The sequence below is a fragment of the Streptomyces sp. NPDC047072 genome (assembly GCF_040643855.1).
GTDB lineage: Bacteria > Actinomycetota > Actinomycetes > Streptomycetales > Streptomycetaceae > Streptomyces.
On the sequence record NZ_JBEYVC010000159.1, the window covers coordinates 1 to 24,857 of the forward strand.

The window sequence follows — 24,857 nt, forward strand, 5'->3', positions numbered from 1 at the left end:
ACCGTACCGCGATCGTCAAGCGGTTCTACGCCTACCCGCTGGTGACCGTCGAGTGGGAGGAGACCGGGCGCGAGTCGACCGAGAACATGGCCTACCTCCTTCCCGTCTTCTACAAGATCACCGCGCGTGAGGTGACGTACGACAGAGGGCGTGTGCTCCGGATCACGGCATATGTGAACCGCAACCGCAAGGGTGAGCGCGTCGTGGTCGACAAGTGGCTCGAACCGGCCGGGACGTTCGCCGTGGTGCCCGAGCGCCCCGCGGGGACGATCACGTACCGACGGATCACGGGTGCGGGCACCTCCATTCAGGAACTGGAGCCCGAGCGCATCGTGGTCAAGGAAGAACTTTACCCGGACGTCGCAGAACGCCTCTGATGCCCTGCCGAATTCGTAGGCACCGCTGCTCTTCAAGCCGAGCAAGATCGGTAATTGGCAGCCTTCCGGCACCGTATTTGAACGAGGGGCTGCGGAAGGAGGCGGCGGGCAATTATGCCCCGGCTCCCGTTCGCCTGGAGGGAGGCACGTCATGATATCCGCCGATGCATCTGAGGAAACGCGCGAGCGCTACGTACGCAACATCATCGCGACATGGCAAGCCGCCAATCCGGAACAGCTGCAACGCGGACGCACGTGGTATCGCACTGCTCACGACCTTGCGTCTGCGATAACTGATGGGGACCCACGGGCTGGCGCCGGTGTGATTGCTGCACTCTCCGCGAACAAGTCCTGGTCCGAGAACAGTCGATTAGCTCGTCGAGCATATGAAACCGGCGTTCCCTCAGGCCATTTCGAGGACGCGCTGACCAAGGTCGTCAGGATCATGGCTGGCGAGGACCCCGAAGAGGTGCTGCCCATGGAGCGCAAGACGGGGATGTTCTTCCGCTGCATCGCCGACCCGTGCGATCCCAACGCGGTAGTGATCGACCGTCACGCCCACGACGTCGCGGTGGGGGAGACCTACGGGCAACGCGACCGGGGTCTGGGAAGCACCCGTCGATACGCCCTGCTGGCGCACTGCTACCGCGAAGCCGCCGTGCGGCTCGATGAACTGCCCAGCACCGTGCAGTCAGTTACCTGGGTCGTTCACACCGATCGCATCGCGGGCACCGGAACGCGTGGCCCTCGTAGATGAGCGGGACGCTCCGGAACGACCACCCCGGCCTCGAAGAATCCCAAATCCCCAGGGCACTCTTCCTCTCTCTCCTCGGAGAGTGTCCGGGTCTTTTTCTGGAGTATTCCCTTCTCTCGGTTGCGTAGCTCAGCTGGTAGAGCGCCGGTCTTATAAGCCGTTGAGGTCGCGGGTTCGAATCCCGCCGCAACCACTCGTGGCTCACGTGGCCGCAACGGAAAATCGGAGATTCCCAAGGAGTCGGACCGTGGCCAACAACGGTTGGGAGTGCGACAAGGGGGACTGTGCAAAGTTTCCTACCTACGCCCTGCGGACGGGCCGGCTGACGACCACATTCGAGGTGTGTGGCCGCCACGTCACATGGGCGATCAAGTTTCTTATGGACATACACGGCCGCAAGGTCGAGCCGTTCGTCATCTCGAAGATCGCCTTTCGGCGGGAGGCCGGTGAGGCCGTACCCGTCATCAAGGCCGAGCTGCTGAGCGAGGCGGCCGAGCGCGTCCAGAACACGGTGACCGTCCAGACCTCGTGCGGGGACGACGCCAAGGGACGCGCCATCGAGCTGCTCCGCGACATGGGCAAGGAAGTGCGCTCGTGATCCTCGTCGCCACGTTCTCAAGAAGATCATTTAAGGAGTCGAACCATGACGGTTGACGTCAACACCGCGTTCGCGCAGGCGAAGGCAGAGCAGATCGAGCCCATGCATGCGGAAGCGCGTGCTTTCCAGGAGCGTATCGACCGCGGCGAGATCCGTCCCCTGGGCGGCGATCGGTACGAGGTACTCACCGGCTGGGACGCGGGTGAGACCTTCATCGTGCAGCGCAGCACTGAGGGGCGGATCGAACAGATCCTTGCCCAGCACGGGCTGGACACGACCACTGGCGGAGCCGCCCTCTACACCACCACCCCGGCCTGGCACGGCCTGGGCGCCGTGATCCCCGGCGGGATCTCGGACATCGACGAGGTGCTGAAGCTCGCCCGGATCGACTGGGAGGTCAGCAAGCGTCGAGTTCTGTACGAGTGGGACGACGGGGTCCGTGTCGCCGCCGATCGCTACGTCACCGTCCGTACGGACTCGGGCGAGGCCCTCGGCACCGTGGGCGGGCGGTACGAGGTCTTTCAGAACCGACGTGTCTTCGAGTTCCTCCAGGACCTGGTGCAGCGCTACGACGCGATTTGGGAGTCGGCCGGCGCGCTCCGCGGGGGCCGGAAGACCTTCGTGACCATGCGGATCCCCCGCTCGATCGTCATCGACCGCGGCGGGCTGGACGACGAGATCATCCTCTACCTCGCCGCGATCAACTCCCACGACGGCACGTCGCAGGCCGAGTCCGTCGTCACGCCATGGCGGATCGCTTGTGGCAACACGGAACGCTTCGCGTCCCAGGACGCTGTTCACCGTTGGGGCATCCGACACACCAAGGGCGGGTTGTCCAGCCTGGAATTGGCTCGCCGCACGCTCGGCCTGACTCTCAACTACGCGAAGACCTTCGAGGCCGAGGAGAACCAGCTCGTCCGCACCGACCTGTTGATCGACGACTTCCACGAGCTCGTGGACAGCCTCTGGCCGGTCGACGACGACGCCACCGACCGGACCAAGGCCTTCATCCGGGGTCGGCATGACCAGCTGGACGGAATGTTCCGCGAACAGGCACGGAAGTTGGGCCGGACGGCCTACGCGGCCGAGCGGACCGTCACCGACTTCCTCGACCATCGGACGCAGGTCGTACCCCGTAACCTGAGCGAGGACCTGACGCGTGCGCAGCGGACGCTGGAGGGGACCCACGACGACCTCAAGACCAAGGCTCACCGGCAGTTGCTGAGCCTGGCTCGGTGACGCGGACCGTCGAGACCGTCCTTACGGCCCACCCTGAACTCCTCGTCCGTTTGATCAAGCTCCGGTGGCGGCTTTGTCTGCATTCCCCGCCGCCGGTCGCTGCCCCTCTCGCCAGGGGCGGCTCGGCCCTCTCCTGAACTCCCTTTCCCAGGAGAGGGCCTCCTGCGGCTGTCGGGCCGCGACGAGCCGAGGAATGCGCTGGCGATGAGTTGAAGTGGCCAGCCCATCAGCGGCCGACGCCCAAGTGCCGCACTGACACCCCGACTTCCTCGAAGGAGGCGTCATGACCAGCGGCCCGTACCTCCAGCGCGTGGCGGGAATCGTCGCGCAGCACGGTTACGCGGTGCAGTACGTCGGCGGAAACCCGGGAACCGGTGCCCGGTCCTTCGCCTACACCGTCGGCCTGCACACTCAACCCGGCCGGGACTACGAACTCGCGGCGTCGGGGCTGAGCGCCGAGACCTCGCACAGTCTGCTCCACACCCTCGCTGTCGCACTCGTCGACCAGGGCTTCGAACCCATCGAGGGACTCCAAGTGAGCGGGCTACTCCAAGGCGGCCTCGACCTCCGGTTGCGTCAAGTCGATCGGCCGGAAGACCTCGGCATCGTCCACGCCCTCTACGGCGTCACCCCGACGCTCTGGCAGGCCGTTTGGCCCGACAAGTACAACCGGTTCCTCGGCGACGCGCACTGCCAGCTGCCTTCGGAGTCCCAGCCGCTGCTGTGAGAGCCGATCGGCGTCGCATCCACGGCGTTCTGCAGCCATGGGGAGAAAGACCTCGGAGAGATCGACAACGACTCGACTACCAACTATGCGTACAGGGGGCCACCATGACATCTACCAACCAGCTTGCGATGCGACGCCTCCTGCGCCGCGAAATAGTCGGCACCATCGGCCTGCTCGCCGATCAGCAGGACTTCGCAGCCATGCGGTGCTACAGCACCTTTCCTTTTGACGATCACGAGAGCTATCTGAGGGAGATGGAATCCCTGCTCCGGACCCGCGCAGCAACAGGGGGCTACACCGCCGTCGCGCTCTTCGAGCCGCAGGAGTTCACCGAGTTCTGTACCGACCTGGGCCTCGAACCCGATGCTCAGGCCAGTCGTACGCGCTACACGGCCGAACTCGCCACTACTGGCCCCGCCCTCCCTTACGAGGGACAAGCCCTGTCCGAGTTGATCCCCGTTCTCATCGACGAGGCAGTCCATAAAGCGACTTGGGAGTTCGCGACCGCGGCCCTCGCCGGAATGGGCCCGTGCGCAGTCTGCGGAGAAGACATCGGCCGAGCGGCCTATGCGCGGGCCACGTCACTGCTCGCGCGCATCCTCGATACCGCCGGTCCAGGTCACCATTACCTTGCGTGCAGCGTGTTGGCCAGGCCCGAAACCCTTGCCGCTGGTCTGCACGCCGACGTCAAGCCCGAAGGCAAACCACGAGTCGACGAAAGCGAAGTGCTGGAATTCGTCACGGTCCTTGCCCTCAGTATCGCGACACACAGTGCCGGAGGCATCGTGATCCGTACGAGCGCCCCCAGCGCTACCGATCGCGTATACGGCTGGAGAATGACCGGCGACAGACTTCAGCCCCTCACCGCTGGCGAGGTGTTCGATGCCTATCGCAGCGACATCAGGTCGGGAGACGTCCTCTCGTTGGAATCGGATGTCGACTACTGCGAGCCACCGGATCTGGGTGACGCGGGGCAGCCTGGCGGTCACAGGCATTGAACCCGCGGTCGGCGTCCCGACGCCGTGGTCATCCTGCGCGAAGCCGCTCAGACGGCTAACCTCCTCGTTCAGTAGCTGTCGGACTGTCGCGACCAGGAAAACACCGGGCCACGGCAGCTGACCGTCGTGCCGCACGCCTTCGGGTGTTCCGGTTGCGGGAGACTGCCCGAGAGCCTGGAGGTTGTACCTTGCAGATCGACCTGAGCACCGCACGGCAGACTGTGCGGGAACTGGCCGAGCGGCTGGAGCAGCTCGACGGCACGGTGGTGGACGACGCCCCGACCCGCGCCGGTTCGCGCCAGCGCACAGAGGTCAGCCGCACCTTGCAGTACCTCGCCCATCTCGGCAGCCGAAGCTCCGTCGAAGTGATGGACGCCTTCTACGCCTTCAGGCACTGGGACGGAGACCGGCCGGCCGGGAAGTGAGCAGCCGGATGAACCAGGCCACCGAGACCCTGCTGCGCGAGGTCACCGATCGGCTGGAGCGAGCAATCCGCGAGCGCGACTGCCCGGCGATGGTCGCGCTGCAGGGAGAGCGGACCCTGACGCTCTCGGACTTCGACTACCTGCGAGACGATGCAACCGCCCAGGCCTTCGAGCGCCGCGCGGCGGACAAGGCGCAGCAGGTTCACACCCTCCGCTTCGCGTTCGCCGTCCCGCAGGTGTGGCTGTTCACCGAGGACGCCGTGTACGGCCGGGCAGTCGCCAACCTGCCCTTGAGAGAGGGCGAACAGGAACTCATGGCGTGGATGACCTTCGACGCGGACGACGGAGTGGACTACGGCTACCTTCCGTACGCCCGGCGCCCAAGTGGCGAACCCGTTTTCGACCAGCACGAGGTGATCACCGTCCCAGTCCAGCCGTACGACGACTATCCGGGACGCCACCTCCTGCGATATCTCACCCGAGACCAGTAGGTCTCCAAGTCAGTTGTGTGCAGGCCGGGTTGCACCGGCGTAGTCGTCTCCTTGATACCGGTAGCGCTCGATGCGGATCGACGTTCCGGGTCGGGGTGCGTCGATCATCCTCCCGGCTCCGATGTAGAGGCCAACGTGGTGGATGCCGTTGACGGCGGTGCCGTAGAAGACAAGGTCGCCGGGTTTCAGCGACTGCCCGGACGGCACGCCCGGGCCGGCGTCGAACTGTTCCTGGGCTGTACGCGGCAGAGGCACGCCCGCCGCAGCGTAGGCAGCCTTGGTCAAACCGGAGCAGTCGAAGCCCGCGTCCCTCGCCCCAGGACCGTCGCCACCCCACTCGTACGGCAACCCGAGCTGGCCTTGGGCGTAGTTGATCGCCTGTAGGGCGGCTGAGGCAGGGGCGGCATCGGCGCCGAAGGCCGCGCTGCTGGAGTAGGCCTGCGCCTGAGTGAGGACCTGCGAGACGTACCAGTCGGCGTGGTTGTAGGCGTAGAGGGCGCCGGTGAGGTCGCGGTCGTCGCGGGCACCGGAGTCGCACAGGTAGGCGGCGGCAGCGTAGACGGCGTCGTGCGCGTCGTACGGCGAAGGCGGGGTCGCTCCACCTGACGGCATCTGGTGGCTGGCGACGACGCTTTTGAAGGTGGCCGGCAGAAACTGCATGGGGCCCCGGGCTCCGGCGTCGTTGGCGCCGCTGCGGACGCCGGGGAGCGACGATCGACCGTGGTCCGATTCGGCTTTTCCGACAGCTGCCAGGATGGGCCAGTCCAGCCCGGGGCAGGTGGCGGCGGCCTCCATGTAGAGGCCGAGGTAGTCGGACGGGATGTCGATCAGTGCGGCCTTGCTGGGCTGCGTGTTGCTGCTGCCGAATGCTGAGAGCATGCCGCCCGTGCCGGCGGCGGCCAGGGTGACGATGAGGCCCACGGCCGCCAGGACCACAACGCCTTTCTTCCCCATCGGCGTTTCACCGCCTGGGGCGGCGGAGTGTCGGGCGGGGTGCCAGCGGGGACGGAGGGAGGAGATCCGTGGAGGTGCCGTTGCCGGTCGTGGTCGTGGGTGACGAGGTGGGGCTCAGCGGTGGCAAGTGCGGCCAGGCGCTGTTGAGTTCGGCAAGCCGGAGTCGCTCGCCGGCGTTGGGCTGTTGAGGGTTCAAGGGCTGCCAACAGGCTGCCGAGGGGCGCGCGTTGAAGTCGGCGGTGGCTGTGGCCACAGGGACCAGCTCGGGGCCGTCGAGGACCCCGAGGGACGTGGCGAGCGCTTGGCGGACGTGGGTCTCGCGGCGAGCGGTGGGCACCCAGATCAGGACTGGAGTGGTGATGCCGGTCGCGGCGGCGAGTTGCGCGTAGCGGGGCAGCTTGGCGGCGACGCGGTCGGGGCGTTCCGTGGCGAGATCGAACTCCAGGAACCACTCGAACTCGGTGCGCTGCTCGTGCCAGCGGCCGTAGCCGTCGGGAAGGACGATGTCGCCGAAGTGGCGTCGGCAGCGGGATTCGGACCACCAGGTGGTGAGTTCCCCAGCAACCCCGGGCTGGCGCGAGTGGGCGATGAGAGCGGTGAAGAACCCGTTGGTGCCGACGGTGTGGGCCAGGTGCAGCGAATGGGCTATGCCGATGGCTCGCTCGTGCTTGTAGTTCAGGTGTCGGGGGTCGAGTCCGTCTTCGCGGGCGAGGACGGTCGCGCCGGCGACGTCGAGGACGTAGTGCATGGGGGCGCTGCCGGACGTGATGAAGGGCTGGAAACGGTCCACCAGACGCCACTTGTACAGCTGGAGCAGCCGGGCGTTGGCGGCTCGGGGTGAGGGGTGGGCGATCTCGGTGATCTGGTGGGTCGTGAGGACCTTGTGCTCGTAGAGCATGCGGGCGAGCCAGCGGTCGCGGTCGGTGAGGCGTTCCGAGAGCCGAGCGACGTACTCGCCGGTGGCGGCGACACGTTGGCTGACGCGCTGGGGTCGGTGTCCTCGCAGGGCACGCTGCTGGGTGGGATGGGTGATCACGGTCGTGCACCTCCAGTTGAAGAGCGCAGGGTGAATGACCTGGGAACTCATGAGAGCGGCTCTTGGCGGAGAGGCCGGGGCTCAGGTGGCTCGGCGCGGATCGACGGCGCTCGGCCTGTCAGATACGCGGCGGGGAGCAGGCGGCTTGGGATGGACGTTGCGGCGGGCAGCGGCGCGGATCTGCCGTGCCCGGCCGGGTATTGCCGGCGGAAGCGGTTCGGTGACCACCGTGAAGGCGGGGGCCTCGGCACCGCCGACCACTGGTCGTACGGCGGCGTGGAAGGCGTCGAGGTTGGACAAGTCGTGGGCGGTCAGCCGAGGTTCGGTGTGCCGGGTGAGGTGGCGGGCGTCTTCCGGCGAGGCGTTGAAGAAGATCTTGGTGCGGGCGTTGGTGCTGATGCCCTCCTCCAGTTCCTTGGGCAGTTGGCGCAGGTACTGGTGAGCGAGGGTCATCGACAGCCGGTAGCCGCGGGCCTCCGCGAGCATGTCCTCCAACGGGTAGGGGAGGTTCAGGAAGTTGTGCGCCTCGTCCAGATACAGCCCGGCGTCCCGCCGCTGCCCCTGAGGGACACGGGCTCGGCCAGTGGCGGCCTGCCAGGTCCGACCGACCACGATCGAGCCCATGAGATGGGAGGTCTCGGTGCCCAGCGCGTCTTTGGCGATGCGGACCAGGCAGATTCCGCCGTTGAGTACCTGATCCATGTCGACGGTGGAAGATCCGCCGGCGAGAGCGGCCCGGACGAAGGGACGCAGCAGGAATCCGCGAACCTTGTTCATCAACGGGGCGGTGACCTGGGCGCGAGCGGGACCCGACAGGGCGTCGTACCAGGACCAGAAACCTCGCAGCACGTCGTCGTGGATCTGCTCGACAGCGCGTTGCCGGAAGGCAGGCACTGACAGGAGTTTGGGTAGATCAGTGAGGACGGGAGTGCCGGGGAGCTCGCGCAGGGTGAGCAGACCGGCACGCAGGATGTCGTCCGTGCGTGGCCCCCACGAGGAGGCGTAGACACGCGAGAAGATCGATACGAGGTTGTCGACCGTCCGAGCCGCGTCCGCGCCTTCGAGCGGGTTGATGACGGGCGGGCGGCTCTTGCTGTCGGCGTCGAAGAGCACCACCTTCTCGCCGAGCTCCTCGGGCAGGCGCATCAGGACGTCAGTGATCAGATCGCCCTTGGGGTCCACCACGATCAAACCGCGTCCGGCGACCGCGTCGGCGAGGATCATCCGGGCCATGAGCTCGGACTTGCCGGAGCCAGTGGCGCCGAGGATGTGCACATGGTGGCGGGCGTCCGGGACCCGCAGCCCCACCGGGCGGGCATGCCCCGAGTCCGTCAGACCGATGGGCCTGACGGACGGGCCGGTGGTGGCGATACCGGGTGGCGGCGGAACAGCACGGGCTCCGGCGCGTTGCAGGGCGGGGACGGCTTCGTCCCAGGGCAGGTGCGCCACTGCGGCCAGCTCCGGGATGGACAGCAAGTCGCCCTTGTCGAGGCGGCGTTCGGCAAGGCGTGGCAGGGGGCGACGGAGCCGGGCGCGGCGGTAGTAGTTGTGCTCGGTGAACGCGGAGTACGCGGAGGCGATGGCGTGGCACCGGCCACGCAGCAGGTCACGGGTCGCAGCGTGCTTGTCGGCGTCCAGGCCGTCGGGGACGGCCACCGTGACGACGTAGCGGACGCGGGTCTCGTACGAGGCACCGCGCTGTTTGGCCACGATCGCCTTGTCCTCGGCGGCGGTGGCCAGCGCGGTCTGCCGGTCCACCAGCGAGGCTGCTTGGTGGTTCCGGGGACATACACGCTGCCCGGGGGTGATCAGATCGAGGAGGCTGCCGATGGGGCGGGCGGAACGGCCTGCTCGCGTACGCCGGGCGGCTCGGCGAGCCTTCTTCACCCGGTGTCCGGTGACGGGGCGGGCCAGGACCTGGACGACGGCCTGCTCATGAGGACCGAGTCCGACGGGCGCGCCGAGCAGAGCACGGATCGGATCGGCCGGGAAGTCGGTACGGATGGGCAGGGCCTCGGTGCGGGCGAGCCGCAGATCGCCCCCGGCGGCCTCGGTCTCCCGGTTCGAGGCATCGGGTAGAGGCGGTACGGGCGTGGTGCGGGTGCGGGCTCCAGGCCAGGCGGCTTCGACCGCGCGTTCCACCATCCCGGGCGGGATCACGCCGGGCACCCACAGACGCAGGCGTATGGTCTCGCGGTCGAAGACGTATTCCCAGGCCAAGTGGGGCTGGCCGGAGAGACGGAGGCGCCAGGCCGGTCGCAGGAGCCCCAGCAGGTTCGCCCAGAGAGCTTCGGCGCCCGCCGGGTCGGCGGTAGGTGGTGGCAGCACACTCACCAACCGGGCGTCACGCGCGAGGTTCTGGCGACAGCGGCGATGCCACCACCAGCGCGCCCAGCCCAACGCGCCGAGAACGATCGCCACGGTGGAACCCGTGACCGGCCCCCAAATGATGATCCAGCGTGTCACGTGGTCCACGACGGCGCGAACGGCCCCCGCCGGGTCACGCAGGTAGGTCTCCAGCGGTGAGTCGGGTTCAGTGGGAGCAGAGAGTTGCACTGAGGGGAGGGCATGGCCGATGACCATGGTGAAGAGCCTCCGGATTAGTGAAAGAACAACGTGGGCCGTGCGCTGAACTGTCAGGCGGCGCAGCTGTGTTGAGACTCAGGGCCACCCGCCAGGCTGCGCTCGCCACGTCTACGACGGGCGGCCTCGCGCTCGGCGTCGACCTCGGCCTGCCAGGAGCCGAAGCTGCGATCGCCCAGGAGCTTGAGGAAGTGAGGGATGCGGTTGGCCGGGACACCGACCAGGTGGGGGCCGAGCACGGCGAGGAGATCGTTGGCTGCCTGGGAGTGCCATCCGGCTGCCGCGATCGCCCCTTCATCAGGGAAGACGTCCGCCACTCGGTCGACCGCGACATCGAGGTCTGCGTCCTGGGTCCCGCCGAAGCTGTAGACCCAGAGGAAGTTGGTCGGCGGGTCGGGCTCCACCAGGGCGCGGAACCTGGTGACTTCCTTGCTGTACGCGTAGAAGTTCGTCTCGGGACGCGCACGGATGATGCGCAGCCAGGCGATCAGGTACTCGTCGGAGACGAAGTCACCGCTGTCGTGGATGCGCACCCATGTGCCGCGGAACCTTCGTGCGCCGAGCTCCGCGATCATGGTCTGCTCCCAGCCGACCGGATCGTCGAGCACGAACTGAAGGTTGGCCTGGTGCTTGGCGCGAACCACCGGCCATGTGTAGGTGCCGTGGCGTGCGTAACAGACGCGGCGGCAAATGCCCGCCGACGGGCAGGTGTTGTAGGTACGGCCATCAGGAAGTCGGCCCGCCCAGGCGGGCAGGGTCCAGTTCCAGGCGCCGATCGCGCGCATCTCACTGTTCTGGGTCAGCAACCGCGCAGGGCGGGCCGAAGCGGGGGTGGGCATCGGTTTGGGCAGGGGCATGAAGACTCCCCTCGTGGAGAAGACGTGAGCGCCCAGGGCAAGGGCGTTGTGTGAGCGGGCGAAGCCCGCCGGCGCAGTCAGGGACCGACAACGACGTGGCCGCTTGTGCCGCCTTCGAAGGCATCTGCCGCGGGGCCCGCGGCTTCCAGGTCCAGGAAGGACTCGTCGACCGTCATGGAGGTGTCGTCCTCGGCGTACGTGGCGAGTTCGGCCGGGTCGGTGGTGACCAGGTAGTGCTCGGTGGGTGAGGCGACCGCTTGGAAGGCGACCCGATGGGTCCCGGTGGACAGAAGCCCTTGCCCGCGGTCGGCCGACAGCAAGAACTGCCGCTCCCCCTCGGACAGATCGAACGCGCGGGTGATCTCGTCGATGGCCTGCGGGGCTTGCCGCAGCAGGATCTGCGTGGCGGCGTTGGCCACGACAGCCTTGCCGAGGTCGGAGCCGAGGACGTCACCGCTGTCCTGCGAGGCCACAGTCAGTCCGGCCCAGCGTTTGCGGGACGCCTTTGCCATCCGGAACAGGAACTCTGCTCCGGCGGGCTCCTTCATCAGCAGCCAGGCTTCGTCCACGGTCACCAGGCGTGGTCGGCGCACTGCTGGGTTGGACACCCGGCGCCAGACCGAGTCCAGGGTCAACAGCGTGCCGACGGGCTTGAGTTCGTCCGCAAGGTCGCGCATGGAGAACACCACGAGATGGCCGTCAGGCCGAGTGGTGGTGGGTCCGGCGAACAGGCCGGAGAACGCGCCGTCCGTGAACGGGTGGAGCCGGGCCGCGAGTTCGTGGGCCGTTCGGTCTTTGAAGCGGTTGAGCGCCGTCACGAGGTCGCCCAATAACGGTGCGGGGCGCGTCCAGGTACGGGCGTCCGCGGTGATGCCGCTTCGTTGATAGGTGGCGGCGATCGCTCGGTCGAAGACGGCCCGCTCGGTGGGCGCCAGTTCGGCGCCGAGCAGTAAGGCCAGGACTGTGTGAAGGAACAGCGCGCGGCGCACCAGGGCGTCCTTGGGTGCGGTGCGGCGTCCGTCGGGGCCGGTGTGGATGGGCAGGTCGAAGGGGTTGACGTGGATGTCGTCGGCTCCGAGGTGGATGTACGTGCCGCCCACGGCTTGAGCGAGGCGGGCGTACTCGTCCTCGGGGTCGATGACGTGGACCTCGATCCCGCGGTAGAGCGAGCGCAGCAGTTCCAGTTTGACGAGGTAGCTCTTGCCCGCGCCGGACCGCCCGAGGATCACGCTGTTGTGGTTGTCGAGGGCGAACCGGTCCCAGTGCACCAGCCCTTGAGAGCCGATGTTGTAGCCGTACAGCACACCGGAGGGCGCGGCGACCGAGGTCGGGTCGGGCGGGGGCAGGTCGGGGCTGGTGAAGGGGAACGCCGCGGAGAGCGCCGCGGTGTCGAAGGTGCGGCGCATCTTCACCAGGTCCAGGCCCATCGGCAGGCAGGTCACCCAGCCCTGGAGACTGCGGTACGTGGTGGGCTTGGCGTCCAGCAGCAGGCTGGCGGCCAGTGAGCGTACGGCGGCCACCTCGTCGGTCAGGGCCTCGTGGCTGGTGGCGTGGACGGTCAGGTAGAGGCCGAGCCGGAACAGCTTGCCCTCGCCCCGGGCGACGCGGGCGGAGAGGTCGTAGGCGTCTTCGGTCGCCGCCTCGACCTGTGGGTCGAGGAGTCGGCCGTGCTCCTGCGTGTAGCGACGGCCGGACTCCATCTTGGCCAGCTGCCGCTTGAGTCGGTTGGCCGCGGTGACCGGATCGATTGGCTCGACGTGCAGGCTGACGTCCACCCGGCCGGGGTAGGTCAGCAGGGGCTGGAGCCAGCCGGGGTGCACCTCGCGGGGAAAACCGGTGATCGCGAAGGAGGCTACCCACTCACTCCCGACCTCCAGATGCCGGGGCGCGATCGCTAGCGCATCCGGGGCGAAGGCTCCGGCACCGCCCGTAGGCGCCCCTGCCTGTGCCCGCCGATGCGCACGGGCCCCAGGGCGCTTCACGTGGGTTCCCGCTCTTGGAAGTGAGCGAACCAGGAGCCATCTTCACCAGGCCCGTCTTGCGTTTGAGTGGAGGACCGAGTCGTTGGTGAGCCGGCGTTGGACGAGGGCCAGTCCTCTTCGCCGGGAGCCACCGCGGTGATGATGTCGCCGGTCACGGCGAGCGCGGACGACGGCGGAACCAGGCTGTCGGGGTTGCAGGAGGCGGCGAGGATCGAGGTGGCCTGCCCGGGGTCCAGCGGTGTCACGATGACGCCGATGGGGCTCAGAAGCTCGGCGGCCTCGCTGAGCCGACGCAACAGGCGGGCCTCAGCCGCACGCCGGGTCGCGGCGTTGGCCCGTGCCGGACGTTGGGCGGACCGACGGCGGGCGAGCACGGTCAGAGGCGAGGCTCCGCCGAGCCCGTCGACGGTTCCAGCCGCACCGATCGGTTCGCGCAGAACGAGCAGCACCTGGCGGCGCAGCAGATCCGAGGTCCGGCCGAGATGGGCGAGGTAGTCGGCGTGTTCATGGGCGGCGGTCTCCAGGGCGGGATGCGGCAGGGACGGCGCGTTGTCGTGCAATTCGGCGATCTGCGCGGAGAGATCCAGGTGCTCGGCACGGACGAGGATCTGGACAGGGGCCGTGAGCGAGTGCAAGTAGCGGCCGAATGCGGAGACCAGGGAGTCCTGTTCCCCGGGAGTGCGCAGCGCGAAGTTGACGGTGCTGCAGACTGCCACCACGGTGACCCCGTCGGTGCCGAGGTCGATCACGCCGGTGTCCGTGACGTCTTCGGCCGGTAACCGGAGTGAGGCCGGAGCGACTGCGGTGGCGACCCGCTGTTCGTCGCTCAGCGTGGCTTGCTCCGAGAGCCAAACAGGGGCGGAGGGGATTCCCTCCGGGGCGGTCACCTGGTAGCGGGGCTCCATGTGTTGGCGTAGAGCTGCGAGCATCAGACGGTCCAGAGGCAGTCCGTCGCGCCGTCCCAGAGTCACGAAGACAGCGGTGGCCGCGATCGGAACGGCAGGCACCAGGAATACCGGCACGGGCACGAACGACCGCATGACGGACCAACTCCCGTACAACAGGAGTCCGGTGACAGCCAAGATCATCAGTTGGCGAGCGGTGAGGCCGGCCAGGACGGTGTCCTCGCGGTCGACATCGGAGGGAATGCGTACGGGCTGGGTCACGAGGGGTCACCTCCTGAGCGGCTGCTGTCGGTACGGCGTGGGAGCGGAGGACGCCTGGCGGACGGGGAGCTGAAGACGGCTGGGGGCGGGGCGCTTGTGCGTGAGTACCGCCCAGGGGCGATGCGCGGCTCGGACACCGGCGGACGGAAGGTGGTAGGGGCGACCCTTCGAGTGGTGTGCCGTGGCGGGATATCGGACTGCGGGGTGGGCTGTTGGAAGCGAGGGCGCGCGGGTGCCGGTGGCCTGCCGGTTGCTCTGGTCGAACGGGTGGGCGCGTTGCCGCCATCGGGCTTCCGGAACACCGGTGAGCCGGGCGGGCTGGTCGGCCGCGTTGACGGCGTGGGTGTCTGGGCAGGGGACGCGCCGGACGGCTGGTCGCCCGGAGCGCGGAATTCCGGCATCGGCGGCCGACCGGCGGCCGGCCCGATCGGCTGGTTGCGCTGCGGGGCCGCGGCAGTGGGCTGGAGGAACAGCGGAAGTCCCGGTGGACGGCGAGAACCACCGGTGGGTAGACCCGCCCCAGGAGGCGAAGGAGCGGTACTGCTGCTTCGGCGGCCTGAACCACCCGGAGACGGTCCCCGCCCGGACGGCCGAGGAACACCGGACGCTCCTCCTGGCCCTCCCGCAGGAGGGCTGCGGCGCGAAGTCGCGCTCGATCCGCTCCTACCGCGCAGCAATCCGAAGGTCTTGTACATGACGTAGGCGCGGGCGAGGCTGCCGACGAACGAGCGGCCGTGGCTGAAGCGGATCGAGCCCAGGATCCAGAACGGGATCTTGAAGACGATGTACATCAACGCCAACGTGATGAGTACGTTGATCAGCCCGTTGTTGTTGAGCCCGAAGAGCCCGGTCGGGCCGAAGCCGCCGGGAGTCAGGAATACCCGTACTCCGGTGATCAGGGCGAGGGACTGGGCGACCTGGATGGCCAGTACGCCACCAAAGGCCTTCCACCACCAGCGGGCGACGCCGTCGGTCTGCGGCAGGGCGTGACAGATCAATGCCAGGGGCGCGGCGACGATCAGGATGATCGTGAGGGCGACGCGGACGACGAAGGTCAGCAGGAGGGCGACCAGGACCCCGATGGTCACGAGCCACATCAGGACGAGGAAGATGCTGCCGCTGTCGGAGTTGAAGGTGCTGAGAACGAAGTCGCGCAGCGCGGGCCCGGCGGTGTCGGCGTTGACGCCGCCGCCCATGGCGGCGTGGGAGAGGGCGTTGGCGAGATCCACTGCCTTGCCTGCGAAGAACAGCGACAGGGCCGAGGCGAGGAATCCCAGGGGAATCCGGGGAGCGATCTCCTTGATGGAGTAGCGGCTCTGGACCGTCTCGTGACTCATCAACACGATCCCGGCGAGGGCGACGAACAGGGTGTAGGAGGCGGCAGCGATCTGCCAGGAGTTCGTCCACAACTCGCCGACGCGGGGCATGGATTCGGGGCTCGGCGTCGTCAGAAGCGTCCCGCTGAGCAGGTCCAGCAGCGGATTGAGGGCGAACTTGATCACTGATTTGAAGAAGCTCGTGATCGCGCTCGTGATGCCCTTGGAGATCCATCCGGATATCCCGCCGGCTCCGTCGCCCTCGGGGACTTCGGCCGGGGGTATGGCCCCCGCGGTGGGCGCGGAGGACGCGGAAGTACCAGGCTGGGGGATGCAGTCCGCACCCGGGCACGACGTGGCAGTCGCTGACGGTGTTGGTTCGGCAGATGGGGCCGGCGCCGGACCAGGACTTGGGCTCGGATCTGCGTAGGCGGAGAACATCGAGGCGAGCACTGTCAAGGCCACGACGCCGAGCACAAGAGCACGGCCCCAACGACGTAGATCGCGGCGACGGTTCGATTGCGCGGGTGACCCAGCGCTGGTGCGGCTGCGGACAGCCGGGCCAAGCCGGATTTCCGGGGCGACGGTGGCCTGGGCGGTGGTCATCAGGCGCCCACGATCCCTTTGAGGATCTCGACCACCAGAGGAGCCAGCGCCGCCAGCCCGTATCCCCAACCGGCACTCTTGAACGCCGTCTTGGCCTTCTCCACCTCGCCGGGGTCGCCCCCGGCCATGACGTAGCGCACGCCGCCCAGCGACAGGAACACCGTGGCCAAGCCGGCCAGGATGCCCATGATCCAGTTACGGATGTTGTTCAGCACATCATTGACCGACTTGGCCAGTGCCAGAAGGTGTTGGGGCTCGGCGGCCTGCGCTGCAGAAGCTCCGAGGAGGCAGATCAGCAGCAGGGCGGCGCCGGTCACCAGCAGCCAGCAGCCCAGCCGACGGCCCAACCGCCTTTCGACGAAGGCATGGTGCAGCCGGGCGCGGACGCGGGCGGCGGTGCGCTCATAGCGATGTGGGAGGGACAGCCGGCGCATCAGCGCACCTCCGAAGTCGGCGAAGACGTCGAGGCGGGCGTGGAACTCCCGCACCTCAAAAGACCGGATTTCGGTGCGGTTTTGGCCACGCCGGTCGAAGAGTCCTGGCCTCGGTCCGGAACTCGGTTGTTGCCGACGCCGATCACCGAGGCCGATGAACCGGCGAGTGTCAGCACCGCGTTGCGGCGAGCAGGAAGTTCGGCTGCGGAGGGCAAGCTGCCCAGCACGGAAACGGCGACCGGATCATCCGGGTCGGTGTCCTGGGTCTCGCCGCGGAGAAAGACGACGAGCCGTGCCTCGGCTCGCCGGCGGAGCTTGTAGGTCGCGTTGGCCGTGGTCTGATGTTGGACCGCCCAGTCGTCGACGGAGGTCTTGTCGAGTCGGGTAGCACCGATCAGGTCGGCCTCGGTCCGGGTCAGGACCGACTCCCGGACCGCGCGTGCCAGTACCAGATCCGGATGTCCCCAGGGCGGTCGCGGTGCGGCTGACCGGAACCCGGGAGCGGCCGGTGTGGGGGCATCGAGCGCTTCCATGAGCGCTGCGAATCCCTGCCGGTAGGCCGCCCACCGCAACCGCGGCATCACCTTGGGACGAGCCACATCGATGGTCACCAACGCGCCCAGAAAGCCCGACAGCACTTCGGCGTGGACATCGAAGGGGTCCCCGGGGAAGCCCTCGGCCAATCGCCTGGCCACTCCAGCCAGAGCCGGCAGCGCCATACCCGTGCACGCCAGGGTCCAGGTGGCGCCCTCTCGCCGCGAGCGGCGTACCAGGTGAGCCCAAACGGCGTCGCGTGTGCGGCGCGGGCAGTTGCGTCGCAGTAGTCGGTGTCGAAGCTCGTCCAACGGGATGGGCCGGTGCGGCAGACCTCGGAACGCGCGACCGTCCAGGCACAACGGTTGGGGCCCGGCGACTAGCAGGGCGAAACACCGCCGGGCTGTGTCCAACGGAAGAGCGTTCTCCGGGGCGCGGTCGACGCGGCTGCTTCCGGGACGTTGAACAGCCATGATCAGACGCCTCCTCAAATAGGGGAAGATGGCGCCCTCAGATAGCCAGGACTGGGACAAGAAAGGGCCAAGAGAATACAGAAAGGCAGCAGAGAGACGTAGATTCCGGCTACTAATATTTCCTTAACGGGGTCCAGGTGATCTGGTTTTGCATGCGAAAACGGATCCATGTGACGGGCGTGCCTCAATGTCGGCTTACTAGCTGGCGACCTGCGGTTTTATGGATGATCTAGGGCGGCATTTTGGGAACACTCGTCGTCGCTTCGACCACTTTGATAGTCGGGCGGTAGGGACGCGGTCCGAGTCCGAGTGCGATCGGGCGAAGGCGGGCAGTGGTTGTCATGACCGATTGCCAGCCTCGTTCACCGCTTCGGCGGTCGTGCTGTGGACGGTCGGCCAATCGGCTCGGACTCGTGGTCTCGCTGAGGGTTCCCGACCGGGTCCGCCTCGGTCCGACTAAGGACCCGGCTCCGACCGTTCTCGCCCGCACGACGCCCGGATGTTCCCGGAGGCATGGGGGCCGAGTGCGGCGAAAGCGATATACGGCGTACTTCAGTCGGACGAGCACACCGAAGAGATCTTCTGGGGAGCGGGGCGTGAGTCGCTCGTGTCGCGGATGGCCCGATCAGAGTCCTTAAGCGGTGATCTCGGAGCGGGCTCAGGGCACGGCATGGGTAGCGGCGGCGGTCGGCACTACGAGCAAGCGAATGGATGGCGCGGATCCGTGGCCAAAATGCGGCCGATTTCCGGCCTCTTGTAGCGACAGGAAACTTCGCGCGAGAGGAGCTGACCATGCCGCAGCCCGATCACCCGGACGATCAAGAAGAGGCAACGTGGTTGACCGGCCTCGTGGTCGAATTCATCCTTCGCTACACCCAGCCGCGTGAACACGTGCTTGTTCTGAGCCCACGCACCGACAAGTCACGCCGGGTCTGTGCGGCTGTCCCGAGAAACGTTGCGGAGTCCTCCTCCCGACTCGGCAGGACCGTAGTGACGCGTACGGTCGATCCTGTACGCCCCGCCTCGATTGCTCAGCCCAAGGAACCGACCGTGCCGGAGTCCGTACCCGGACGGACTTCCCCAACTCCCGACTCGGTATCGCCGGACGGAGTCCTGCGGCGGACTCTCGCGGAGACAACAGACTCCGAGAGGACCGGCTCCAAGTCCTTCGGCGTAGTGATCGCTTGCCTGGACACACGGTCGGCTGACTGGGTTGAGTACGTTCCTTGGAACGAGTTTCTCGGGCCGACCGGGCTGCTTGCCTTCATCACATACGGTCACCATAGTGAGGATGATCCGACGAGTCTCTCCCGCCTCGTGACGGGTATGGCACGCTGCTTCGGACTGGTCCATCTCGACCAGATCACGCTGTCCAACGCACCCGACCGTGCACCTGCTGACGTCCTGCTCTTCATCCCGCGGCTGCCAGGCGCACGGGACTGGAAGTGAGCCGTGGGCACTCACCGGCAGTTGGGCCAACGGGCTCCTCAACAAAGGCCATTCAGCGTTACTCTAGGTTCTTCGCCCCGTCGACTCGGCCCTGGAGTGGCCAAGTGGCGAATGGATGCGATTCCGAGCTTCTTGGCCATGATCCGGGCGGGCACCGCACTCAGGTCCAGGCCTTCTTCATCAACTCAACTTCAGCCACGTCGCGCTGTAGCTCGGAACGATGGGCCTCAAAGCCATGGCTGACGCTTCGACCGGGCGCAGTGATCGATCAGAGGACGGACGCTTCGTCCCGCGCGGTCGTATCCGCATGGCCTTTGAGATCCAGGTCATCGACGGCCCGGAGGGAGCACTGCTCCGTCGCGAGCAGGCGCAAGTGATACGGGAGGTCGTGGAATGGGTGGCCCAGAAGCGATCCGGGCCTGGATCGAGCACGGCTCCGGCGGACGAGGCCGACCCGGGGTCGGGCCTGGATCCGGACTGATCAGGGTCGCATGGCTCGGCCGTACTTCGACCCGTGATCTGCAGGATCCGACGCTCTCGCTGCCGCGACAACTGCGCAACAGCCGTCTAGCCCTTCCTGAGAACGCCGTGATCGTCGTGCACTTCTACGACGTGGAGTCCGGACGCACCGCCCTGGAAGCCCGGGGTCGTGGCACTGCGCATGAGGACTTTCAGATCCCCATTCCGCGGGACGGCAGCATCCAGGATCTCTTGGAGGAGGCGCAGCAGCAGGCTCGGCGGTTCGACGCGGTGATCTGCGAGTCGGTCGACCGGATCGCGCGGACCACGTACTTCAGCACTCGGATCGAGTACCAGTTGGAGCAGGCCGGTGTTCCGCTGCTCGCCGCCGACGAACCGATCCGCCTCGACGTCAGTCCCCGTAAGGCCAAGGCCGCTACTCAGGTCCTCACCCGTCGTATGAAGCAGGGCGTGGCGGAGTGGTACGTGACCGAGATGCTGGAGAAGTCGTGGTCGGGCTTCGAGATGCACACCGAGCAGGGCTACAACGTCGGCAAGCCGTGCTACGGGTACCGAGCCAAACCGGTTCCGCATCCCGTCCCAGCCAAGCGCGCCAAGGGCGTCAAAAAGACCCTGCTGGAGGTCGACCCCGTCGAGGGAGCAGCCGTACGGAGGATGTTCCATTGGCGCGTCGTGGAGCGGCTCAGCTACGAAGCGATCGCTGACCGGCTGAATGCGGACCTGGTCCTCAATCCGCCTCCGTCTCCCATCCTGGTCGAAACCGCGGTCGGCCACTGGACCCCCTCCAGCGTCCGTGATGTGCTCACCAACCCGAAGCACACTGGGCACATGGTCTGGAACCGCCGGGCCCGCAAGGGCGCCGGCCGTAACCGGGCCAACCCGGTGGAGGAGTGGGTCTGGTCCGCCGAGCCGACCCACGAGGCGCTGGTGGACCTTGAGACGTTCGTCCAGGCGCAACAGGTCGCCGAGTACCGCGAGCGCTCCCGCAGCGCCCCCGAGACGAGCACACATCCACGGGCGCAGCGGATCTACCGGCTGCGCAGTTTCGTCTTCTGCACCCAGTGCGAACGGCGCTTCTACGGCAAGTCGAGCAAAGGGGTCAGCTACTACGTCTGCGCGCCGAAGAAGTCGTATCGGGCCGCTGACCACCCTCCGAGCATCTGGGTGCCGGAACCGGCGATGCTCGAAGGGCTCGGTGTCTTCTTGTCCGACCGCGTGTTCGGAGCGTATCGGCGCGACCTCCTCGCCGAGAGTCTCGACCAGATGGATGTCGACGCTCAACAGCAACGGGAAGTACGCGCGACATCCTTGCGCAAGGCCATCAGGGAAACGGAGACCAGGAGCAAGCGGCTGCTTCGAAACCTGGAGCTCGTCGACAACCCGGACCAGAGTTTCATCCGGGACCTGAACGAGCGACGGGCCGAACTGCGCGGTCGGCAGATGGACCTGGAGCGGCAACTGGCAGGGCTGGAGGCCGAGATCCAGGAGACGCCGAACCCGAACCTGCTCACCGGACTTCCGGTCACCTCGGTCGACGTGACCGCCATGCCGGACGCCATGTCCCGCCGACTCTTCGAGGCGCTTCGCCTTGAGATCCGTTACGACCACAGGACGGAACTCGCCACCTGCCGCGTGACACTTACCGGTGGCAGCATGGGAAACATCGCCGACATGACGGATCTCCTGCCCGGCCGACCGGGCGGGACGGTGCTCCAAATGAGCGAGGAGGAAGGAATGGCGGATAGGACAACGCCGCCGCCATCCTTCTGCGTGGCGCCCCCGGCAGGACTCGAACCTGCGGCCAAGCGCTTAGAAGGCGCCTGCTCTATCCACTGAGCTACGGGGGCCGGGTGTGGTGGCCTCTGTCTTGGGTGCCCGGGTGTGGGCCGTTCCGTGACGTTGCCGGGGACAAGGATAGGGCTCCCACAACCTTGTCCCTGTTGCTTCGCCTCCGTGGCTCGATGTGGAGGTTCGGTGAAGCGGTCCTGATAATCGCAGGCAGGTACGAATCGTGCACTGCTTTTGGTGCCTTGCGCCCCGGGTGTTGTGCACTCGTTATGCCTGGACTGTGCCTGCGTCCCAGTCGTCCCTTCCGCCCCTTGTGTCCAGTCGGCGCGCAGACATACTCATATGCTTCAGAATTCCCCTAAAATTGGGCATTCTTCGCATGTGGTGACCTTGGACGTACGGCCTCAGCTGCTCGACGCACTCTCCGCCCTGCGCGACCGTGTCGCCGCCGCACGCTTCCCGCTGCCCCTGGCGGGGGCGCCACGCGCGCGTGCCAACCGCGACGAACTGCTCGCCCAGCTCGACGACTATCTGGTGCCCCGGTTGCGGGACCCCGAAGCACCCCTGCTGGCCGTGGTGGGCGGCTCCACCGGCGCCGGCAAGTCGACCCTCGTCAACTCCCTTGTCGGACGCCGGGTGAGCGAGGCGGGCGTCCTGCGCCCCACCACCCGCACACCCGTGCTGGTCTGCCACCCGGAGGACCATCACTGGTTCAGCGGGATGCGCGTCCTGCCCGACCTCACGCGCGTGTGGACGCCCCATCAGGAGCCCGCCGACGACCTCCTGCTGCCCGGCGAGAACCCCGCGCGCGTGCTCCGCATCGAGACCGCCGACAGCCTCCCGCCCGGCCTCGCCCTCCTCGACGCCCCCGACATCGACTCCCTCGTCGCCGACAACCGCGTCCTCGCCGCCGAACTGATCTGCGCCGCCGACGTCTGGATCATGGTCACGACAGCCGCCCGCTACGCCGACGCCGTCCCCTGGCACCTCCTGCGCACCGCCAAGGAGTACGACGCCGCGCTCGTCACCGTCCTCGACCGTGTACCCCACCAGGTCGTCTCCGAGGTCTCGCGGCAGTACGGCGCCCTCCTCACCAAGGCCGGCCTCGGCGACGTGCCCCGCTTCACGGTCCCCGAACTGCCCGAGTCCGCCTGGGGCGGCGGCCTGCTGCCGGCCACCGCCGTCGCGCAACTGCGGACCTGGCTCGTCCACCAGACGCAGGACCCCGCGGCCCGGCAGCACACCGTCGCCCGTACCGCCCACGGCGTCCTCGCCTCCCTCAAGTCCCGGATGCCCGAACTGGCCAGCGCCGCCGCCGCCCAGTACGCGGCCGCGCTACGGCTCACCACCGCCGTCGAGGGGGCGTACGACAACGAGTACGCGCGCGTGCGGGGCCGGCTCCAGGCCGGCGCCGTGCTCGCCGGTGACGCCCTCAAGCGCTGGCGGGCCTTCCCCCTCGACTGCACCGCCGGAGAGCTCCTGGACGCCCTTGTGGAGAGCCTGGGGGCCCTCCTGCTGTGCGCGGTCACCGCCGCCGACGAACGCGTCGACGAGGCCTGGCGGCGCGAACCGGCGGCGGACGCGCCCGGTCTGACCGACCGTGACCCCTCCGCGGAGAGCGCCGAGCACCGGATCGGGATGGCCGTGCGGCGCTGGCGACGGGAGCTGGAGGAGTACGCCGAGGAGGAGGTCCGGGACCTCGACCGCGGGGTCGCCCCCGACCCCGAGACGGTCGCCGCGCTCGTCGCCACCGCGCTGCTGGGCGGACGGCGGGCACGCGTGGCTGGGGAAGGGCTCGCCGAGCGGATCGGCGCCCACGGCGCGCTCCGACTGCGCGACCGGGGCGGACGGCTGCTCACCGAACACCTCGACCGGGTCATGCACACCGAGCGCGAGCGCCGGCTCGCGCCGCTCGACGCCCTCGACGTCCACCCCGAGCCCCAGGCCGAGCTCATCGCCGCGCTGTCCGTACTGCAGAAGGAGAGGTGACCGGTGACCGCCGTCACGGATCAGGACCACACGGAACAGGCGGGGGACGCCGTATCCGATGACGAGGAGGGACGCCGTGAGGGGGGCCCTCAGGAGGACGGCCGCCCGGACGAAGGCAGCCTGGAGGAGGGCTCCGTGGAACCGGCCCCTCCAGGGCAGAGCCACGACGGACAGGGCAGCCCTTCCGGAGACGCGCAGAAGGACCCGGCGAACGAGGACGCACGCGCGCGCGTGGACGCCGTAGCGACGCACACGCGTGTGGATGCCGCGAAGCCGGCCGACCCGGCCGACGCCGACACCCCGGGCGCGTGGGACGACGGGCTCATCGCGCGACGGGTGACCCCCGGGAGCGAGCCGCCCGCCGTCGTGGAGACCCGCGGTCACAACGCGCCTCCCGCCGCGCCATTGGCGTACGACGGCCCCCTGCGCTCCCGTCTGGACGCCCTGCGTGAGCTCATCGGGCTCTCCCGCACCCGGCTCGACAGCCGGACCCTCGCCGAGGCCGGGCGGGTGCTCGACGAGGCGGCCGCGCGGCGGCGGCTCTCCGGGCAGCACACGGTCGTCGCCATCGCGGGCGCGACCGGCAGCGGCAAGTCGCAGCTGTTCAACGCGCTCGCCGGAGTGACCATCTCGGAGACCGGCGTACGGCGGCCCACCACCGCCGCGCCGATCGCGTGCAGTTGGAGCGACGGGTCGGCCGGTCTCATCGAGCGGCTCGGCATCCCGCCCCGGTTGCGGCGGCGGCCCGTGCAGAGCGCCGAGGCGGAGGCGCAGTTGCGCGGGCTCGTCCTCGTGGACCTGCCCGACCACGACTCGGCCGCCGTGCAGCACCGCGAGCACGTCGACCGCATCCTGGCGCTCGTCGACGCGGTCGTCTGGGTCGTCGACCCCGAGAAGTACGCCGACGCCGTGCTGCACGAGCGCTATCTGCGGCCCATGGCGGGCCACGCCGAGGTCATGTTCGTCGTCCTCAACCAGACCGACCGGCTGCCCGGCGAGGCCACCGAGCAGGTCCTCGACGATCTGCGGCGTCTCCTCGACGAGGACGGCATCGCGCTCGGGGAGTACGGCGAACCGGGCGCGACCGTGCTCGCCCTGTCGGCCCTCACCGGGGACGGCGTCGGTGAACTGCGGGAGGCGCTCGGGCAGTTCGTCGCCGAGCGCGGGGCCGCCGCGCGGCGGATCGCGGCCGACGTGGACACGGCCGCGTGGCGGCTGCGGCCGGTCTACGCGACCGGCAGGCGCACCGGGCTCAGCGAGGAGGCGCGCGACGAGTTCGCCGCCCGGCTCGCGGACGCCGTCGGCGCCACCGCGGCGGGTGAGGCGGCCGAGCGCGCCTGGCTGCGCAACGCCAACCGCGCGTGCGGCACGCCCTGGCTGCGGCTGTGGCGCTGGTACAACGACCGGCGCGAACCTCCCACCGGGCGGCTGCCGTTGCGTGCCCAGGCCGAGGAGGAGGCGACCGCGCGCCAGCGCGTCGAGCAGGCCGTCCGCACGCTCGCCGACCTCGCGCGGATCCGGCCCCATGTCGGCCACGCCCCGGACGCGGCCCGGCTGCTCGAACTTAGTGATGAGTTGAACAAGCTCATCGCCGAGAAATC

Annotated in this window: 21 protein-coding genes, 2 tRNA genes and 1 pseudogene; 14 read left to right on the forward strand and 10 right to left on the reverse strand. The window is 68.3% G+C overall.

Translation table 11 applies throughout. From position 1 onward, the window contains the following. The 9 genes from ABZ896_RS41255 to ABZ896_RS41295 form a co-directional block, all read left to right on the forward strand. Positions 1 to 377: hypothetical protein (locus tag ABZ896_RS41255; protein ID WP_360940626.1), on the forward strand; the 377-nt coding region annotated here is incomplete at its 5' end. A 151-nt stretch (positions 378 to 528) separates the two neighbouring features. Next, the gene (locus ABZ896_RS41260) at positions 529 to 1,134 is read left to right on the forward strand and encodes a hypothetical protein (RefSeq protein ID WP_360940628.1); all 606 of its coding nucleotides are present in this window, start codon (positions 529 to 531) and stop codon (positions 1,132 to 1,134) included. A gap of 115 nt (positions 1,135 to 1,249) precedes the next feature. Continuing rightward, positions 1,250 to 1,324 (forward strand) — tRNA-Ile (locus ABZ896_RS41265). Positions 1,325 to 1,510: 186 nt separating this feature from the next. Continuing rightward, complete coding sequence (locus tag ABZ896_RS41270; RefSeq protein WP_360940630.1) at positions 1,511 to 1,729, forward strand: hypothetical protein; 219 nt, start codon at positions 1,511 to 1,513, stop codon at positions 1,727 to 1,729. Between the two features lie 45 nt (positions 1,730 to 1,774). Beyond that, on the forward strand, positions 1,775 to 2,968 hold the full coding sequence (locus tag ABZ896_RS41275) for a DUF932 domain-containing protein (RefSeq protein WP_360940632.1): 1,194 nt from the start codon (positions 1,775 to 1,777) through the stop codon (positions 2,966 to 2,968). 283 nt (positions 2,969 to 3,251) lie between these two features. Next, on the forward strand, positions 3,252 to 3,695 hold the full coding sequence (locus ABZ896_RS41280) for a DUF4262 domain-containing protein (RefSeq protein WP_360940634.1): 444 nt from the start codon (positions 3,252 to 3,254) through the stop codon (positions 3,693 to 3,695). A 104-nt stretch (positions 3,696 to 3,799) separates the two neighbouring features. Beyond that, positions 3,800 to 4,693 (forward strand): hypothetical protein, encoded by an 894-nt coding sequence (locus tag ABZ896_RS41285; protein ID WP_360940636.1) that lies wholly within the window; start codon positions 3,800 to 3,802, stop codon positions 4,691 to 4,693. 188 nt (positions 4,694 to 4,881) lie between these two features. Then, positions 4,882 to 5,118, forward strand: a complete 237-nt coding sequence (locus ABZ896_RS41290) for a hypothetical protein (RefSeq protein ID WP_360940638.1) — start codon at positions 4,882 to 4,884, stop codon at positions 5,116 to 5,118. 8 nt (positions 5,119 to 5,126) lie between these two features. Beyond that, positions 5,127 to 5,609 carry a hypothetical protein gene (locus tag ABZ896_RS41295; protein ID WP_360940640.1) on the forward strand — a complete coding sequence of 161 codons (483 nt, stop codon included), beginning with the start codon at positions 5,127 to 5,129 and terminating at the stop codon, positions 5,607 to 5,609. A gap of 9 nt (positions 5,610 to 5,618) precedes the next feature. On the opposite strand, the gene ABZ896_RS41300 is transcribed toward ABZ896_RS41295, so the two are convergent. The 9 genes from ABZ896_RS41300 to ABZ896_RS41340 form a co-directional block, all read right to left on the reverse strand. Continuing rightward, complete coding sequence (locus ABZ896_RS41300) at positions 5,619 to 6,545, reverse strand: C40 family peptidase (RefSeq protein WP_360940642.1); 927 nt, start codon at positions 6,543 to 6,545, stop codon at positions 5,619 to 5,621. A gap of 25 nt (positions 6,546 to 6,570) precedes the next feature. Then, the gene (locus tag ABZ896_RS41305) at positions 6,571 to 7,599 is read right to left on the reverse strand and encodes a replication-relaxation family protein (protein WP_360940644.1); all 1,029 of its coding nucleotides are present in this window, start codon (positions 7,597 to 7,599) and stop codon (positions 6,571 to 6,573) included. Positions 7,600 to 7,680: 81 nt separating this feature from the next. Continuing rightward, on the reverse strand, positions 7,681 to 10,020 hold the full coding sequence (locus ABZ896_RS41310; protein ID WP_360940646.1) for a DUF87 domain-containing protein: 2,340 nt from the start codon (positions 10,018 to 10,020) through the stop codon (positions 7,681 to 7,683). A 215-nt stretch (positions 10,021 to 10,235) separates the two neighbouring features. Further along, a complete protein-coding gene (locus ABZ896_RS41315; RefSeq protein ID WP_360940648.1) occupies positions 10,236 to 11,039 on the reverse strand; it encodes a hypothetical protein in 804 nt (267 codons plus the stop codon). A gap of 77 nt (positions 11,040 to 11,116) precedes the next feature. Next, positions 11,117 to 13,021, reverse strand: a complete 1,905-nt coding sequence (locus tag ABZ896_RS41320) for a DUF87 domain-containing protein (protein WP_360940650.1) — start codon at positions 13,019 to 13,021, stop codon at positions 11,117 to 11,119. Next, positions 13,018 to 14,187 (reverse strand): PrgI family protein, encoded by a 1,170-nt coding sequence (locus ABZ896_RS41325; RefSeq protein WP_360940652.1) that lies wholly within the window; start codon positions 14,185 to 14,187, stop codon positions 13,018 to 13,020. Before ABZ896_RS41325 ends, ABZ896_RS41320 begins: the two co-directional genes overlap by 4 nt. Further along, on the reverse strand, positions 14,184 to 15,689 hold the full coding sequence (locus ABZ896_RS41330) for a hypothetical protein (RefSeq protein WP_360940654.1): 1,506 nt from the start codon (positions 15,687 to 15,689) through the stop codon (positions 14,184 to 14,186). The genes ABZ896_RS41325 and ABZ896_RS41330 overlap by 4 nt, the downstream gene beginning before the upstream one ends. A gap of 419 nt (positions 15,690 to 16,108) precedes the next feature. Beyond that, entirely contained in the window at positions 16,109 to 16,543 is a 435-nt protein-coding gene (locus ABZ896_RS41335; RefSeq protein ID WP_360940656.1) for a pilin, read from the reverse strand. Next, on the reverse strand, positions 16,543 to 17,262 hold the full coding sequence (locus ABZ896_RS41340) for a hypothetical protein (protein WP_360940658.1): 720 nt from the start codon (positions 17,260 to 17,262) through the stop codon (positions 16,543 to 16,545). Before ABZ896_RS41340 ends, ABZ896_RS41335 begins: the two co-directional genes overlap by 1 nt. A 1,080-nt stretch (positions 17,263 to 18,342) precedes the next feature. Here ABZ896_RS41340 and ABZ896_RS41345 point away from each other — a divergent pair. The 3 genes and pseudogenes from ABZ896_RS41345 to ABZ896_RS41355 all read left to right on the forward strand — a co-directional run. After that, positions 18,343 to 18,999, forward strand: coding sequence for a hypothetical protein (locus ABZ896_RS41345; RefSeq protein ID WP_360940660.1), 657 nt, complete (start codon positions 18,343 to 18,345; stop codon positions 18,997 to 18,999). A gap of 307 nt (positions 19,000 to 19,306) precedes the next feature. Further along, entirely contained in the window at positions 19,307 to 19,480 is a 174-nt protein-coding gene (locus tag ABZ896_RS41350) for a hypothetical protein (RefSeq protein ID WP_360940662.1), read from the forward strand. A 269-nt stretch (positions 19,481 to 19,749) separates the two neighbouring features. Then, positions 19,750 to 20,385 (forward strand): annotated as a pseudogene (locus tag ABZ896_RS41355) (recombinase family protein); the annotation flags it as partial. An 865-nt stretch (positions 20,386 to 21,250) separates the two neighbouring features. Here the strand turns inward: ABZ896_RS41355 and ABZ896_RS41360 are convergent. Then, positions 21,251 to 21,326: transfer RNA gene (locus ABZ896_RS41360), tRNA-Arg, on the reverse strand. A gap of 322 nt (positions 21,327 to 21,648) precedes the next feature. Between ABZ896_RS41360 and ABZ896_RS41365 the strand changes: the two genes are divergently transcribed. Next, positions 21,649 to 23,256, forward strand: a complete 1,608-nt coding sequence (locus ABZ896_RS41365) for a dynamin family protein (protein ID WP_360940664.1) — start codon at positions 21,649 to 21,651, stop codon at positions 23,254 to 23,256. A gap of 3 nt (positions 23,257 to 23,259) precedes the next feature. Then, a partial coding sequence (locus ABZ896_RS41370; RefSeq protein WP_360940666.1) for a YfjP family GTPase occupies positions 23,260 to 24,857 on the forward strand: 1,598 nt, incomplete at its 3' end.